This is a genomic window from Humibacter sp. RRB41 (assembly GCF_022761015.1).
GTDB lineage: Bacteria > Actinomycetota > Actinomycetes > Actinomycetales > Microbacteriaceae > Humibacter.
Genome location: NZ_JAKWJQ010000003.1, coordinates 179098 through 192035 on the forward strand (window position 1 = coordinate 179098; position 12938 = coordinate 192035).

The window sequence follows — 12938 nt, forward strand, 5'->3', positions numbered from 1 at the left end:
GCGTTGCCGGGCGCGAGGCGAGTCAGCCGAAGCTGCGCCATGCGCCGGGGCCGTGGTGCAACGGCGTGCGCAGATTGCGCTGGCCGCGTTGCCAGGCGGACTGGCCGGCATCCGTTTGCGGGTCGTCGTGGGCGGTCTGCTCGTGCACGGCTGCCGTGAGCACCGCCGTGACTGCTGCGATCTCGGTCTCGGAGAGGCCGCTCGTCGTGATGATGAGCTGCGAGGCATCCAACTCGGGTTGTGTGCTGTGCCTGGCCATCAGGCTGCGCTCCCAGAAGACGTGCTCGGGCTCACAGCGGAATGTTCCCGTGCTTCTTCGGCGGCTGCGTCGCCCGCTTGGAGCGCAGCGACCGCAGCGCCTTCACCACCGCGATGCGCGTGGCGGCCGGCTCGATCACGCCGTCGAGTTCGCCGCGCTCGGCGGCCAGGAACGGGGATGCGACGTTGTAGGTGTACTCGTTCGCGAGCTTCGTGCGCACGGCGGCGACGTCCTCACCCGCTTCTTCAGCGCGCTTGATCTCGCCGCGGTACAGGATGTTCACCGCGCCCTGGCCGCCCATCACGGCGATCTCAGCGGTCGGCCACGCGAGGTTGATGTCGGCGCCGAGCTGCTTGGAGCCCATCACGATGTAGGCGCCGCCGTACGCCTTGCGGGTGATCACGGTGACCAGCGGCACGGTCGCTTCGGCATAGGCGTACAAGAGCTTGGCGCCGCGGCGGATGACACCTGTCCACTCCTGGTCGGTGCCCGGAAGGTATCCGGGCACATCGACGAGCGTGAGGATCGGAATCGAGAACGAGTCGCAGAACCGCACGAAGCGCGCGGCCTTCTCGCCGGCGTCGATGTTGAGCGTGCCTGCCATGGCGTTCGGCTGGTTCGCGATGATGCCGACCGAGCGGCCCTCGATGCGCGCGAATCCGATCACGATGTTCGGCGCGAAAAGCGGCTGCACCTCGAGGAAGTCGGCGTCGTCGACGATGTGCTCGATGATCGTCGTCACGTCGTACGGCTGGTTCGGGGAGTCGGGGATGATCTCGTTCAGCTTGCGGTCGGCATCCGTGATCTCGAGCTCCGACTCCGCGTCGTACGCAGGCGGGTCGGTGAGATTGTTGTCGGGCAGAAAGCTGAGCAGTGCGCGGGCGTAGTCCAGGGCATCCTGCTCGTCGGATGCCAGGTAGTGGCTCACACCGGAGATCTTGTTGTGCGTGAGCGCACCGCCGAGCTCCTCGAAGCCGACGTCTTCGCCGGTGACGGTCTTGATCACATCCGGGCCGGTGACGAACATGTGGCTCGACTTGTCGACCATGATCACGAAGTCGGTGAGCGCTGGGGAGTAGACCGCTCCGCCGGCGGCTGGCCCCATCACGATGGAGAGCTGTGGGATCACGCCGGATGCTTGTGTGTTGCGCCGGAAGATCTCGCCGTACTTGCCCAGCGCGACGACGCCCTCCTGGATGCGCGCCCCACCGGAGTCGAGGATGCCGATCATCGGCACGCCGGTCTTCAGCGCGTGGTCCATGACCTTGATGATCTTCTCGCCGGCGACCTCGCCGAGCGAGCCTCCGAAGATGGTGAAGTCCTGGCTGAACACGGCGACGTTGCGCCCGTGCACGGTGCCGATGCCGGTGACGACGGCGTCGCCGTACGGACGCTTGTCCTCCATGCCGAACGCGTGTGTGCGGTGCCGCACGAACTCGTCGAACTCCACGAATGAGCCGGCGTCGAGCAACAGGTCGATGCGCTCGCGCGCCGTCAGCTTGCCCTTGGCGTGCTGCTTCTCGATCGCGGTCTGCCCGCTGGCGGTCACGGCCTCGTGGTAGCGCAACTTCAGGTCGGCGATCTTGCCGGCCGTCGTGGTGTCTGGCGCGGCGTCGTCCTTGGGATCGGGCGCGTTGTCGGCGTCCGTGGTGGAGATGTCGGTCACCTGTTCACCTTACAAGCAGGGGTTTGCGGTGCCGGGTTGATGGAATGACACAAATACGAGGGTGGGATTGTGCGGAGATCCCGCACAATCCCACCCTCGTATTCGGCGGCCGGTTCAGCCCTTGGCCACGGCTTGAGCTCCGGTCCACGCGGAGCCCGTCCAGTAGGCGGTCCAGATGCCGTTGTCCCCGCCCTGCCAGAAGACCGACGTTGCGTTCTTGCTATTGAGCGAAGCGGAGAGCGAGGTGCCCGGTCCGACATTCGCACCCAGACCGTAGTAGCCGCGCCAGCCCTTCCCGTCCCAGAACGTCTGGTAGAGCCGCGAGTCGTTACCTCGCCAGAAGACGTATTGCACTCCATTGGACGTCACGGCCACCCCGACGTCCGACTTCACGCCACCGGACGCACCCGTTGTCGGGATCCGGTGTTGCGGCGTCCACGCCTTACCCGTCCAGTTCGCTTCCCAGAGATTGTTGTCCCCGCCGCGCCAGAAGACATACGTCCAGCCCGCGCCGTCGATCCCTGATGAGATTGCCGTTCCCGGTCCGACGTCATCGGGCAGCGAGTAGTAGCGGGACCACGTTCCGTTGGTGCGGATGGACTGGTACAGCCCGTTGTTCTGCCCCTTCCAGAACGCGTACGCCGTACCGTTGGCCGCGATCTCGAAGGTGGGACCGGCTGGAGTCGCGGTGGCTCCCGCCTGGATGATTCTGCTGATGGCCGACCACGTGGTTCCGCCGGTGCTCGTCGTTATCCACAGCGCGGAGTCGCCACCCCGCCAACCGACGATGAATTGACCGGACGCATTGACCGCGGCACTCAGGCCGTTACCCGGGCCGATCCATTTGCCGGTATCCGTCGACTTCGACCACGTGGCTCCCGTCTTCGTCTTCAGCCAGAGATCACCGTTGTTGCCCTTCCAGAACAGGTAGATCTTGCCTGCAGGCGTCTCTGCGACGGCGACATTTCGTCCGAGTGCCGGAGCAACGGCCGGTTGGGTCGTTTTGATCGGATTCGTCTTGGCGAAGGTCTGCAGTTCGAGCAGCGAACCGTTGAACACGTCTTGATCACCAGGGAAGGTACCCGAGTCGGCGTACTGCCAGAACGTGTACTGGTACCAACTGGCGGGGAGCGTTCCTGGGCCGCCGGCGACATTGGAGGTGTAGCGCGCGATGAACAGCGGGTTGTTGGCGAAGACCGCGCTGTTTCCCGTGCACTGCGTCCACCAGTCGGTCGTGCTGTAGATCGCAGGAAGCCTTCCCGTGCGCGACTGCACAGTGTTCGAGAAGTCGGAGATCCACGAGACCATCTGCGCTTGGCTCAGTCCGTAGCAGGTGGCGCCGTACGGGTTGTACTCGATATCCAGCAGTGGAGGAAGGGTCTTACCGTCCGCTGACCATCCGCCCCCGTGATCGACGAAGTAATTCGCCTGCGCATTGCCGGAGGACGTATTCGGCGTCGCAAAGTGATAGGCGCCGCGAATCAAACCGGCGGCGGCGGAATCGTTGTATTGCTCGGAGAATTCCCCGCTCGTGTAGTCAGTGGCTTCCGTCGCCTTCACATAAGCGAAACGTGCTCCGTTGTTCCAGATCGTGGTCCAGTTCGCGCGCGTCAAGGACTGCCAGCCGCTGACGTCGAGCCCGCGCGTTCCGGCCGGTGCGGCGGCCGCGAGAAGCGACCTCGCCTGTGGCGTCGCCGCCGATTTCTCATCCAGCGGAATCGTCGATCCCATGGTGTGGTTGTGAGTGGCGTTCATCTCGGCAAGAGTCGGCGTCGTGTCATCACCCGGGACTGCCGCAGCAGTGGCCGTCGGCGTTGGTGTCGCCGTCTCGGATGGCGTGCTGCTGGGTGTGGCAGTCGCCTGAGCGGTCACAGCAGGGGTGGGCGTCGGAGTCGCATCAGACGGTGTGGTCGTCGCGAAAGCGGATGTCGGCGCCAGCACGAATACGGCGGCGCCGCAGAACGCCAACGCGAATGTCACGATTCGACTTCTGGAATTTCGAGCAGCCACGACGTCTTCTCCCCCTTGTGCCGATCCCCGACAGCACCCCTAAACACTACGGGTGAAGTGCACGCGATAGTCGTGACACGGCGCACACGGAACAATTGCGTAGGACAATGCAGTATGGATTTTGCCCGATCGGCTGAAGTCGCTTCTCGTTTCGTGCACCTTGCGACGGCCGGTTCGACGAACGATGAAATAGCCGAGCGCGTTCGCCGAGGGGGTCGTTCGGAATGGCCCGAATTCAGCACAGTGGTCACGGATAGTCAGACCTCGGGGCGCGGCAGGCTCGGCCGATCGTGGGTGGCTCCTCCTGGAACGATGCTGGCGACCTCGGTCTTGCTCTGGCCCGGCCGCTCCGGCATCGATCGGCCGGACGCGCTCGGCTGGCTCCCTTTGATGGCGGGGCTGGCCATGGTTCGATCCGTGCGCGGCCTCGGGGTGGAAGCCGACCTCAAGTGGCCGAACGACGTGATGGTGCGCGACGGGAAACTCTGCGGAATCCTCAGCGAATATGTCGGAGACGGCGCCGTCGTGCTGGGCGCAGGGATCAATCTGACCCTGACGACGGAGCAGTTGCCCGTGCGGACAGCGACCTCGTTGGCGATCGAGGGAGTGCAAGCCGATCCGGATGGAGTGCTTGCCGGTTACCTCGTCGAGCTTCGCTCGCTCTATGGCGCGTTCGCCAATTCTGGAGGAGATTCCGAAGCTTCGGGTCTCTTCGCCGAAGTCAGCGTTGCCTGCAGCACCATCGGAAAGACGGTTCGCGTCGAATTGCCCGGCACCGAGAGTCTCGTCGGCGTCGCCGAGTCCTTGGACGGTGACGGACGGCTCGTCGTGGACTCACCTGGACGGCGCACGGCGGTCTCAGCGGGCGATGTGACTCACCTGCGGTATTAATGGGCCTATGGCTATGACGGACGGGTATGCGGTACCGCCTGCCGAGCGCGTGGTGGCCAGGATGCGCCAGCACGTGCGCCGCATGTTCTGGCCCTCGATCGCGCTCATCGTCATCTGCGGCGCGGCCGGCTACTTCGGCTCGATGTTCGACGGCTGGCTCGCCATCGTGGTGTGGGTGGTCGCCGGCGTACTCGCTGTGATGCTCTTTTTGCTTCCGTTCGGCAGTTGGCTGACCACGCGGTACACGGTGACGACGAGACGGCTCATCGTGCGCACCGGGCTCTTCGTGCACGAGCGCCGAGAGCTGCTGCACAGCCGTGGGTACACGGTGACACTGCGCTCGTCATGGTTGCAGTCGGCGTTCCGCAGCGGAACGATCGCCATCGGTGCGATGGACCAGAAGACGATGGCGCAGCTGCGCGACGTGCCACATGCCCAGGCGGTCTCCGACGCGCTGCACGATCTCATGGAGAGCAGCGAGCGTATGTATCCGACGAACTGGGAGACCGAGTCCGCCGCCTCGAAGCAGGGCGGGGGCTTTCCTCAGGCGGGCGACGCGGTCTGAGACGCCTCCACCGGATCCGTACTGCTCGCGTCCGATTCGACCGGCACAGCGCCGACAGCCCTCTTGCCAGGGGCGAACACCCAGAATTTGTACAGCACGTATCGGACGAACGTGCCGAGTACAAGGCCGACGACGTTGTTGGCGATGTTGTCGGCGAGGAGTGTGTGGAAGCCCAGCACGTATCGTGAAACGGCGATGCACAGCAGCGGAACGCCCATTCCGATGAGGCTGGCGAGGAGGAACTCGAGGCCCTCCCGTGTGGTGTTGCGCTGACGGACCGCGGCGAAAGCCCAGTATCTGTTGCCGAGCCAGTTGACGACGATCGCGACGAGCGTCGCAACGATCGTCGCGAGAATCGGCCCGTGCGGCATACGAGACGGGTTGAAGACCGTGAGCCAGAGCGCGTTGAACACCACGAAGTTGACGACGACGCCCACTCCGCCGACCGCCCCGAACTTGATCAACTGCAGCAGTGCCGCGCTCCTGCGCGGTCGCTGGACGGATGGTGCAGTGGGTTTCGCGTCGAGGTCGACCCTCATCGCCATGGTGTCCGCCCTCCCGAGCCGGGTGGGAATCACCCGTGCGGACCCGAGCGTATCGGCCGATGCCAGGAGGCAACCTTGCAAGTCGGCAGGTTGCCTGAGTACTCGCGAAGACGAACCTATGAACTCTTCTCGGGAATGTGACGGTCGAGGCGCGCAGAGTCGGCGTCACGGTCGAGCGCGGCTGCATCCCGGCTGGCAGCGCTGTCGTCTTCGAAGATGGACAGCGCCGCGGCTTCGGCCTCTCGTTCCTTGCGGGCGGTGAGGCCGTCTTTGCGGTGCTGCCCGTAGACCCAGTAGCGGTACATCAGGAATCGGAAAAGCGTGGCGATGACCAGGCCGATCACGTTCGCCGAGATGTTGTCGGCGGCGAGCGATGTGAAACCGAGCACGTAGTGGGAGATCCAGAGGCAGAGCAGGCTGATGCCGAGACCGGCGACGGCGATCACGGTGAACTCGGCGAGTTCGAGCATGAAGTTCTTGCGGCGATGTTCGCGGAATGTCCAGTAACGATTGCCGAACCAGGTGACGAGCGTCGAGATGGCGACCGACACGATCTTCGCGCCCAGCGGCGACTGGAAGAAGTGGTCGGTGCCCGTCGCTCCCAGGCGGAGCATGTTGAAGATCGCGACGTCGACCACGTAACCAATCAGGCCCACAACCCCGAATTTGAGGGCGTAGCGCACAAGCCGTTCGTAGACGTACTTGATGAATCGCATGGGCGGATGGTCGTTTCTCTCGGAATGCCTCGATGATTCTAAGGTCTGATCCGGTCGCCCGTGACATGAGTCCCGACACGGATAGGCTTTCACGGTGGCCAAGACAGTCGGTGTGATCGGTGGCGGACAGCTGGCGCGGATGATGATCCCGGCTGCGCTCGAGCTGGGTGTGGACATCCGGGTGCTCGCGGAGGCCGAGGGGATGTCGGCGTCGATCGCGGCATCCGCCGTCGGCGACTACCGCGACCTCGACACCGTGCTGGCGTTCGCACGCACCGTCGACGTGATCACGTTCGACCACGAGCATGTGCCGCAGCCTGTGTTGCGCGCGCTGGTCGATGCCGGCATCCCCGTGCATCCTGGTCCGGATGCGCTGCTTTATGCCCAGGACAAGCTGCTCATGAGAGCCAAGCTCTCCGAGCTCGGGTTGCCCGTGCCCGATTGGGCGGCCGTCGAGACGCCGGCTCAGCTGGCGGACTTCCTCGCCGATCACGGTGACCGCGCCGTGGCGAAGACCGCGCGTGGCGGCTACGATGGCAAGGGCGTGCGCGTCATCAGCACGCCGCACGACGTCGACGACTGGTTCACGGCGCTCGCCGAAGACGGGAACGGGGGAGCGCTGCTCGTCGAGGAACTCGTCGACTTCCGCCGCGAATTAGCACAGCAGGTCGCCAGGCGGCCCTCCGGTGAGATCGTGGCGTGGCCAGTGGTGGAGACCGTGCAACGCGACGGCATCTGTGCCGAGGTCGTCGCACCCGCCACGAACTCGGCAGGGCACGTCGCAGAGGTGAGTGAGGACATCGCCGTACGCATCGCCGACGGACTCGGTGTGACCGGGATGCTCGCGGTAGAGCTGTTCGAGACCACCGACGACCGCGTTCTGGTCAACGAGCTCGCGATGCGTCCGCACAACAGCGGGCACTGGAGCATCGACGGGTCGACGACGAGCCAGTTCGAGCAGCACCTGCGCGCCGTGCTCGACCTGCCGCTGGGAGCGACCGGCACCCTGCAGCCATGGGCGATGATGCTCAACGTGCTCGGGGGGCCAGACGGCGCGACGATGGTCGACCGGTACGAGAAGGCGATGAGCGAGCATCCGACCGCGAAGTTCCACAGCTACGACAAGGTGTCGCGCCCTGGTCGCAAGGTGGGCCACGTCACCGTCTGCGGCGACGATCTCGATGAGGTGGCGTACCAGGCGCGTGGCGCAGCGGCGTTCTTCCAGGACTGAGACCTAGCCTGGGATGCATGCCCAGCGTGAACTCCCCGGCGTCCCCGCTCGTCTCGATCGTGATGGGGTCCGACTCCGACTGGGCCACCATGAAGGCGGCCGCGGAAGCTCTGACCGACTTCGACGTGCCGTTCGAGGTCGAGGTCGTCTCGGCGCATCGGACTCCGGAGAAGATGATCGCCTTCGGCAAGGATGCCTCCTCCCGCGGCATCAAAGTCATCGTCGCGGGTGCAGGCGGTGCGGCTGCGCTGCCGGGCATGCTGGCATCCGTCACGACGCTTCCCGTCGTGGGTGTGCCGGTTCCGCTGGCCAAGCTCGACGGCATGGATTCGCTGCTCTCGATCGTGCAGATGCCGGCCGGAATCCCCGTGGCCACGGTCGCGATCGGCGGCGCCAAGAATGCGGGCATTCTCGCGGCACGCATCCTGAGCATCGGTGACGAGGCGCTCGCCGCCCGATTGGCCGACTACGCGGCCGGACTCATCGACCTCGTCGAACAGAAGAACGCGGACCTCAAAGCAGCGCTATGACGATCGCCAATCCGATCAGGTATCCCAACACCACGTCGCGTGACGTGATGACGCGGCGCGGCTGGTGGCTGGTCGCGCTCAACCTGCTGATGCCCGGAAGCGTGCAAGCGCTCGCCGGGAACCGCAAGCTGGGCAGACTCGGCCTGATCAGCACGTTCCTGCTGTGGCTCGCGGCGATCGTGACCTTGATCGTCTACATCGTGAAGCCGACGGCCGTCGTCGGGTTTTTCACCCAGACGCTCGCCCTCTTCGGCCTGCAGATCGTGCTCGCCCTCTACGCGATCCTCTGGGTCGTTCTGACGCTCGACACGCTGCGCCTGGTGCGGCTCGTCAAGGCACGCCCCTCTGCACGTGCGGGGATCGCCGCGTTCGCCGTTGTGCTGCTCGTCGCGGTGTCGGGTACCGCTGCGTACGGTGCTGTGCTGGCAGGCAGCGCCAGGGGTGCTCTGTCGGGCATCTTCTCCGCGAGCGCGTCGGTCGCCCCCGTCGACGGGCGGTACAACATCATGCTGCTCGGCGGCGACGCGGGTCCGGGTCGCGACGGCATGCGGCCAGACAGCATGTCGGTGCTGAGCATCGACGCGAACACCGGGCAGGCGGTCTCGATCGGCGTTCCGCGCGATCTCGACCCCGTTCCGTTCAGCGACGGGTCGCCGATGCAGAAGATCTACCCGAACGGGTACGGGTACAACGACACCTGCGACGTGGATGTCTGCCAGCTCAACTCCATCTACACGGAGGTCGAGCTCTACAAGCCGAAGCTCTACCCGAACGCGACGAAAGAGAACAGCCAACCCGGCATCGAGGCGATGCGCGATGCGCTCGAGGGGGTCACCGGGCTCAAGATCCAGTTCTTCGTGCTCATCGACATGGAGGGCTTCCAGCAGCTCGTCGACTCGCTCGGCGGTGTCACGATCGATGTGAAGGAGAAGCTGCCGATCGGCGGAGACGCCCAGGGGAACGGCGTGACCGGCTGGATCGAGCCAGGAGTGCAGCACATGAACGGCTACACGGCGCAGTGGTACGCGAGGTCGCGGGAGTCCACCAGCGACTACGACCGTATGGCCCGGCAGCGGATTCTCGAGGATGCCATTCTCAAGCAGTTCACGCCGATCAACGTCGCGACGAAATTCCAGGACATCGCCAAGGCGGGCCAGCAGGTGGTGAAGACCGATATACCGCAGTCGATGCTCGGCTACTTCGTCGATCTCGGGATGAAGACGCGCGCGCTGCCGGTGCAGAACGTGGAGTTGGTGCCGCCGACGGTCGATCCCGCGAACCCGGACTACGACCAGATCCACTCGATGGTGCAGAAGGCGGTCAACCCTGTGACGTCGTCGCCGAAGCCGTAACGCGTGCCGCCGCTGATCCGTTCGCAGGTCAGGGGCAGACGCGCACGGTGCTGGCGACGCCGATCAACCGGATGTCACCACCGGTGGAGCGGATGGTGTTCCAGCCGTAGGAGAGCGTCACCGTGATCGGGCGGGCGACCGCGGTGCCTTCGGTCAGCCCGTACTGGATCTGGGTCGCCCCTGACGCGAAGATGCTGGCATCCGATCCGAGATCGATATTGTTCGCTCCGGAAGGCGCCAATTCGCAGGTGCCGGTGTTCGCCGGCGCTTCCCGGGCCGCAGTGACATGGACGTCGAACGAGCTCTGCACGGTGAGAAGGGCGATCTCATCGTACGAGCCGGTCTTCAGCCATCCCTTGTCGACCATGCCCTCGAGCTCGCGCGCAGTCACCTGAGGGGCGTAGCGCGCAGCAGGCGCGAGGTTCGGATCGGTCGGTCCTTCACCTGATCGGATGAGGTGCATCGCCGCCGCGAACTCCTGACTCGTCTCGGCGACCTCTGAGGCCCTGGTCTGCAGGATGGGCAGTAGCTGAGTGAAGTTGTAGGCGACGAGCAGAGCGACCACCACGACGGAACCGACAACGGGCAGGTTCAGACGCTTTTGCAGCGCGGTCAGCGCGAGCATCCCCATCGGCAGCATCAGCGCGGTGGTGAGAAAGACGTAGCGGGTCGACGTGGCGGCGTCGAGGTTGAGGCGGGAATACGCGGTCAGGGCGGCGAAGAGCACGGCGGCGAGTAGGCATGCGTACGCGGCCGTCCACTTTCTCGACGCGGACGGAAGACGGTAGATCGCCCAGATGACCATGACGCCGAAGGCCACGGCGCCGAGCGCGGCGATGCCGACGAGGTTTCCCGTGCCGCCGGCCAGCATGCTGAGGACGTAGCCGGGCGCCTGCGTGAGGTACTGGAACAGGCCGCCCGCGTGGTAGTCGTTGCCCTTCGTGTGCAGGGCGACGACCACGAACCAGACGCCGTAGGCGACCGCACCCGGTACGAAGAGCGCGACAGTGCGCCAGAAACCTCGATAGACGATGCCGACCACGGCGGCGCCGGCCAGCACGGGAAGCGAGGTCCCAGAGGTCGCCAGAGCGAGGATCGACAGCACGACGACGCCGATGGCCTCGCCGATGCCGAAGCGCTCCCTCATCAGAAGGAGCATGACGATCAACGAGAGTGCAGCGGCCCCGATGAAGCCGACCTGGAACGCCCAGAGCACGTTCTCACCGCCGGCGCCCAAGAAGCAGATGAGCGCGCTCGCGGTCGTGGCGATCCACGGTGCGACCCCCACCTTGAGCATGATGCGCCATACGAGGGTTGCCAGTCCCAGTTGTGCGACGATCACACCGACGGCGAACGGCAGGAACAGGTTCAGACCGAACAGGCCGCGGATGCCCAGATACAGCAGCATCGGGACCGTGCTCCAGTGCCCGACATGGGGAGCCCAAATGCTCGGCTGGTCTGGTACGACGAAGCTCCAGTCGTCGTAGAAAAGCCCCTGATGACGCGACTCGTAGAGCAGGAACAGCGCAGCGACCACGAGGATCGCGTAGTGCACACCGCGGTAGCTCCGTAGCCAGATCAGCAGACCGCGGATGCGGCCGCGAGCGGCTGGAATCGACGATGGACCGTTTTCAGGCGTCTGTCTTGTGGCGGGCCCGTCGGGCACGTCGAGCTCGATGTTCAATCACGTCCATCCGTCGGTTTTCTGATCGTCGTGTCACAAGAATAGTGGTCGATTGTGGCCGGCGATCCGCGGTGCCGGCCGGCGGTTCCGGACGGCTCATCGGGCCCGGAGTCCCGCGCATGGCAGCTCGTGAAGCCAGTGCGGGGCGAACTGTGCCGTGAACGTCTTGGCCCCCTCGACATCGCAGGTCGTGTGCGCCGCTGCGAGTTGCGATGCGAAGGTCGGGCTGCCTTCCCTCCCATCGGCGGTATCGATCGAGGAGGCGGAAGCCACCAGCGCGATCACGATCACGACGGCGACGGCGGCGACGCGAACGGGCCTGCGACCTGATCGGGCGATGAGTTGGTCGAGTCCGCTCAGAGCGCCGATGACGAACAACAATGCGGGAGCGACGGCGTAGCGCAGACCGAAGGTGAGGCCAGACGCCGCCAGGTCGGTCCACGCGAAGAACTCGGAGAAACCGTAAAGCGCGATCGAGAGCACGATGAAGGTCAGGCTCCAGACGCGCTGTCGTGCCCACAGTGCGATCGACGCCACCAACACTCCCACGACGATGATCACGAGGTAGATGTCCAGCGGCTGAAAATGGGCGACCACGTACGCGGTTACCCGAGTTCCCATGGTGGTGAGCTCGGGTGCGCGCCTGACCCACAGGTCGAGAAGGTTGCCGGGGGTCGGAATCGTGGAAGTCACGGATGCCCGCGTCCCACCCATATGCGGTGCGAGCACGACGAATGTGAGCTGGACGACATAAGCGGCGGCGAAAATGCCGGCGCGCAGCTTGGAGGCCGGCTCGGGATAGACGAAGAGGCGAACCGCGGCGAGGGGCAGGAGGTAGAGGGAGAGCGGGTCGCTGAGTATCGCCAGAACGACGATGACGGTCCCCGAAACGCGCATCAGGCGACTCGGCGTTCGCGACAGGAGCGCTACCGCCGCTGCCGCGAGGAAGTACCAATGAAGGTTTGCGAGGTTGCCGTTGGTCTCGGGCACTCCGACCGGGAGCCCGACGAACGCCAGCCATACGAGAGCGGCGATGGCGACGCTCACGAAGCGATCGCGAACCGCGAAGAACACGAAAGTTCCGAGGAGCGCGACCACCGCGCACGCCGCGATGGTGAAGCCCGTGGCGACCGCCGAGGCGGGCACCGTGGCGCCGATCACCATCGCGACAAGGCGCGGCGCCACGTGCAGATAGCCCTGATAGGGCTGGAACAGATCGAACGCTGTGGCTGGGGACCAGGCGCCGTGCAGAAACACACTGCCGTCTTCGGCCCACAGAATTCCCCACTGCGATGGCGGAATGTGGAACGCGCCGATCAGCGTTCCGACGACGACCAGCAGACCGGCGAGAACTCCCTTTCCGCGGAGTGTGGATGGCGCCGTCGATCCCGGCCCTGGCGCGAACAATCGTGTCCTCAACCAGTGTTCGGCCTCGCCGACGGACCGGCGCGCAGTGAGGCCGGCCGCCCCGGATGAGGGAGCCATGAGC

12 protein-coding genes are annotated in these 12938 nt (G+C 65.3%); 5 read left to right on the top strand and 7 right to left on the bottom strand.

The features are described 5' to 3' along the window. Window positions 1-22 precede the first annotated feature (22 nt). From MJ603_RS09485 to MJ603_RS09495, 3 genes are all read right to left on the bottom strand, one after another. Complete coding sequence (locus MJ603_RS09485) at window positions 23-259, bottom strand: acyl-CoA carboxylase subunit epsilon (RefSeq protein ID WP_243063468.1); 237 nt, start codon at window positions 257-259, stop codon at window positions 23-25. A 31-nt stretch (window positions 260-290) separates the two neighbouring features. Further along, window positions 291-1916, bottom strand: a complete 1626-nt coding sequence (locus MJ603_RS09490; RefSeq protein ID WP_243063824.1) for an acyl-CoA carboxylase subunit beta — start codon at window positions 1914-1916, stop codon at window positions 291-293. A 123-nt stretch (window positions 1917-2039) separates the two neighbouring features. Then, window positions 2040-3905, bottom strand: a complete 1866-nt coding sequence (locus MJ603_RS09495) for a GH25 family lysozyme (RefSeq protein WP_243063469.1) — start codon at window positions 3903-3905, stop codon at window positions 2040-2042. Between the two features lie 144 nt (window positions 3906-4049). Here MJ603_RS09495 and MJ603_RS09500 point away from each other — a divergent pair, with 144 nt between their 5' ends. Both MJ603_RS09500 and MJ603_RS09505 read left to right on the top strand, forming a co-directional pair. Then, entirely contained in the window at window positions 4050-4826 is a 777-nt protein-coding gene (locus MJ603_RS09500) for a biotin--[acetyl-CoA-carboxylase] ligase (RefSeq protein WP_243063470.1), read from the top strand. 7 nt (window positions 4827-4833) lie between these two features. After that, window positions 4834-5391, top strand: a complete 558-nt coding sequence (locus MJ603_RS09505) for a PH domain-containing protein (protein WP_243063471.1) — start codon at window positions 4834-4836, stop codon at window positions 5389-5391. Here the strand turns inward: MJ603_RS09505 and MJ603_RS09510 are convergent. Beyond that, the gene (locus MJ603_RS09510; protein WP_243063472.1) at window positions 5370-5936 is read right to left on the bottom strand and encodes a GtrA family protein; all 567 of its coding nucleotides are present in this window, start codon (window positions 5934-5936) and stop codon (window positions 5370-5372) included. The genes MJ603_RS09505 and MJ603_RS09510 overlap by 22 nt on opposite strands. A 116-nt stretch (window positions 5937-6052) precedes the next feature. Then, entirely contained in the window at window positions 6053-6652 is a 600-nt protein-coding gene (locus MJ603_RS09515) for a GtrA family protein (RefSeq protein WP_243063473.1), read from the bottom strand. 94 nt (window positions 6653-6746) lie between these two features. On the opposite strand from MJ603_RS09515, the gene MJ603_RS09520 reads away from it, so the two are divergent. From MJ603_RS09520 to MJ603_RS09530, 3 genes are read left to right on the top strand one after another with little or no spacing between them, the layout of a single operon-like run. Further along, window positions 6747-7883: a 5-(carboxyamino)imidazole ribonucleotide synthase gene (locus MJ603_RS09520; RefSeq protein ID WP_243063474.1), complete on the top strand. Its 1137-nt coding sequence runs from the start codon at window positions 6747-6749 to the stop codon at window positions 7881-7883. Between the two features lie 17 nt (window positions 7884-7900). Further along, window positions 7901-8413, top strand: coding sequence for a 5-(carboxyamino)imidazole ribonucleotide mutase (gene purE, locus MJ603_RS09525; protein WP_243063475.1), 513 nt, complete (start codon window positions 7901-7903; stop codon window positions 8411-8413). Beyond that, window positions 8410-9765: an LCP family protein gene (locus MJ603_RS09530; protein ID WP_243063476.1), complete on the top strand. Its 1356-nt coding sequence runs from the start codon at window positions 8410-8412 to the stop codon at window positions 9763-9765. The genes purE and MJ603_RS09530 overlap by 4 nt, the downstream gene beginning before the upstream one ends. Window positions 9766-9793: 28 nt before the next feature. On the opposite strand, the gene MJ603_RS09535 is transcribed toward MJ603_RS09530, so the two are convergent. Further along, complete coding sequence (locus tag MJ603_RS09535; protein ID WP_243063477.1) at window positions 9794-11449, bottom strand: hypothetical protein; 1656 nt, start codon at window positions 11447-11449, stop codon at window positions 9794-9796. A gap of 96 nt (window positions 11450-11545) precedes the next feature. Then, complete coding sequence (locus tag MJ603_RS09540) at window positions 11546-12934, bottom strand: hypothetical protein (RefSeq protein WP_243063478.1); 1389 nt, start codon at window positions 12932-12934, stop codon at window positions 11546-11548. Between the last annotated feature and the right edge of the window lie 4 nt (window positions 12935-12938).

Coding starts and splice junctions, on each gene's coding strand:
- MJ603_RS09485 (WP_243063468.1), bottom strand. CDS start 259: ATGGCCAGGCACAGCACACAACCCGAGTTGGATGCCTCGCAGCTCATC.
- MJ603_RS09500 (WP_243063470.1), top strand. CDS start 4,050: ATGGATTTTGCCCGATCGGCTGAAGTCGCTTCTCGTTTCGTGCACCTT.
- MJ603_RS09505 (WP_243063471.1), top strand. CDS start 4,834: ATGGCTATGACGGACGGGTATGCGGTACCGCCTGCCGAGCGCGTGGTG.
- MJ603_RS09510 (WP_243063472.1), bottom strand. CDS start 5,936: ATGGCGATGAGGGTCGACCTCGACGCGAAACCCACTGCACCATCCGTC.
- MJ603_RS09515 (WP_243063473.1), bottom strand. CDS start 6,652: ATGCGATTCATCAAGTACGTCTACGAACGGCTTGTGCGCTACGCCCTC.
- purE (WP_243063475.1), top strand. CDS start 7,901: ATGCCCAGCGTGAACTCCCCGGCGTCCCCGCTCGTCTCGATCGTGATG.
- MJ603_RS09530 (WP_243063476.1), top strand. CDS start 8,410: ATGACGATCGCCAATCCGATCAGGTATCCCAACACCACGTCGCGTGAC.
- MJ603_RS09540 (WP_243063478.1), bottom strand. CDS start 12,934: ATGGCTCCCTCATCCGGGGCGGCCGGCCTCACTGCGCGCCGGTCCGTC.